The organism is Paenibacillus sp. TAF43_2, from assembly GCF_052113545.1.
In the GTDB taxonomy this organism is placed as follows: domain Bacteria; phylum Bacillota; class Bacilli; order Paenibacillales; family Paenibacillaceae; genus Pristimantibacillus.
This window is the reverse complement of record NZ_JBFRDK010000391.1, coordinates 1-1,007: the sequence shown is the minus strand read 5'-3', so window position 1 is coordinate 1,007 and position 1,007 is coordinate 1. Positions and strand designations below refer to the sequence as shown.

At 40.1% G+C, this 1,007-nt stretch carries 1 protein-coding gene and 1 pseudogene; both read right to left on the bottom strand.

Translation table 11 applies throughout. The features are described 5' to 3' along the window. A pseudogene (locus tag AB4Z17_RS33645) lies at positions 1 to 648 on the bottom strand (helix-turn-helix domain-containing protein); the annotation flags it as partial. 129 nt (positions 649 to 777) lie between these two features. Beyond that, positions 778 to 1,007, bottom strand: a 230-nt coding sequence (locus AB4Z17_RS33640) for a hypothetical protein (RefSeq protein ID WP_441964804.1), incomplete at its 5' end; no start/stop codon positions are given.

Here is a 1,007-nt window from a genome sequence, read left to right as displayed (position 1 = left end):
GGTTAACTGCTTAAAGAGAATAGAATAGTGGGACCGACTTACACCTGCAATTTCAGCTAATTGCTCACGCGTTATTTTTTCACTAAAGTGGCTCTCTAAGTAAGCGATGCTGCGTTCCATAGATGGTTTTTCGCTTGAAGCAAATTTAGCCTCTTGCCCTTCCAGCAATTGAAGAATAATTTGATGAAACAAAATTTGATTTTGTACATGGCGAATTTCATTTCCTGGCAATCGGTGAATATATAGCTCCTCCACAGATGCTGCAATCGCAGGTTCGTTTGGGAAAAAATGAACGCTTGAATTTGAAGCTGCCTCACTCTTTCTTATCATTGTAGCTGGTGACTGAGAATTCGCCTGCTCACGGGTATTTATAGCAAGCTTGTACATATGAAGAGGATGCATCATATTTGCACTCAGTACTGCCTCTGTATTCGCTGGAACGAGGATAACGCTGCCTTCCATCAGCTCGTAGAGCTGATCCTTGATCCGAAGGCTGCCTTTGCCGCTGACAATTGCAATCAGCACCGTTAAGCTCTCGTTTATTTCATACATTGGGCGACTCGTCGTACTATAAATCGAATCTATACTTTCAGCCGTATATAATGGAAAGTGGGATTCTGCCCACTCCGAGTCAACATTTTTTTTCACAAATAAAGCCTCCAATAGTAAAAGTGAACACTTGCAGCGTATTCAGACCATACACATGAGATGATACTGAAAGTCCTGATTATATTGTACAACCATTAGGATAATATCATCTACACTGCGGTTTGGAAACTAGATGCGCTTAATTATAAACGCAAAATAACCTCCATTCGTATGGAGGATTTTGGCTGCAAAAGCGCGCACTTCAATGATCGCTTTCTTATCACACTTTAGGATGCTAATATAAATAATGAAATCAATCATCGTAAGTACATGCTTACATGTACTATAGTATACAAAAAAATACTGTAAGGTGGAACGAAACGAAATGGACAAGCTGCCCGAGTTATGTAATGTAGATG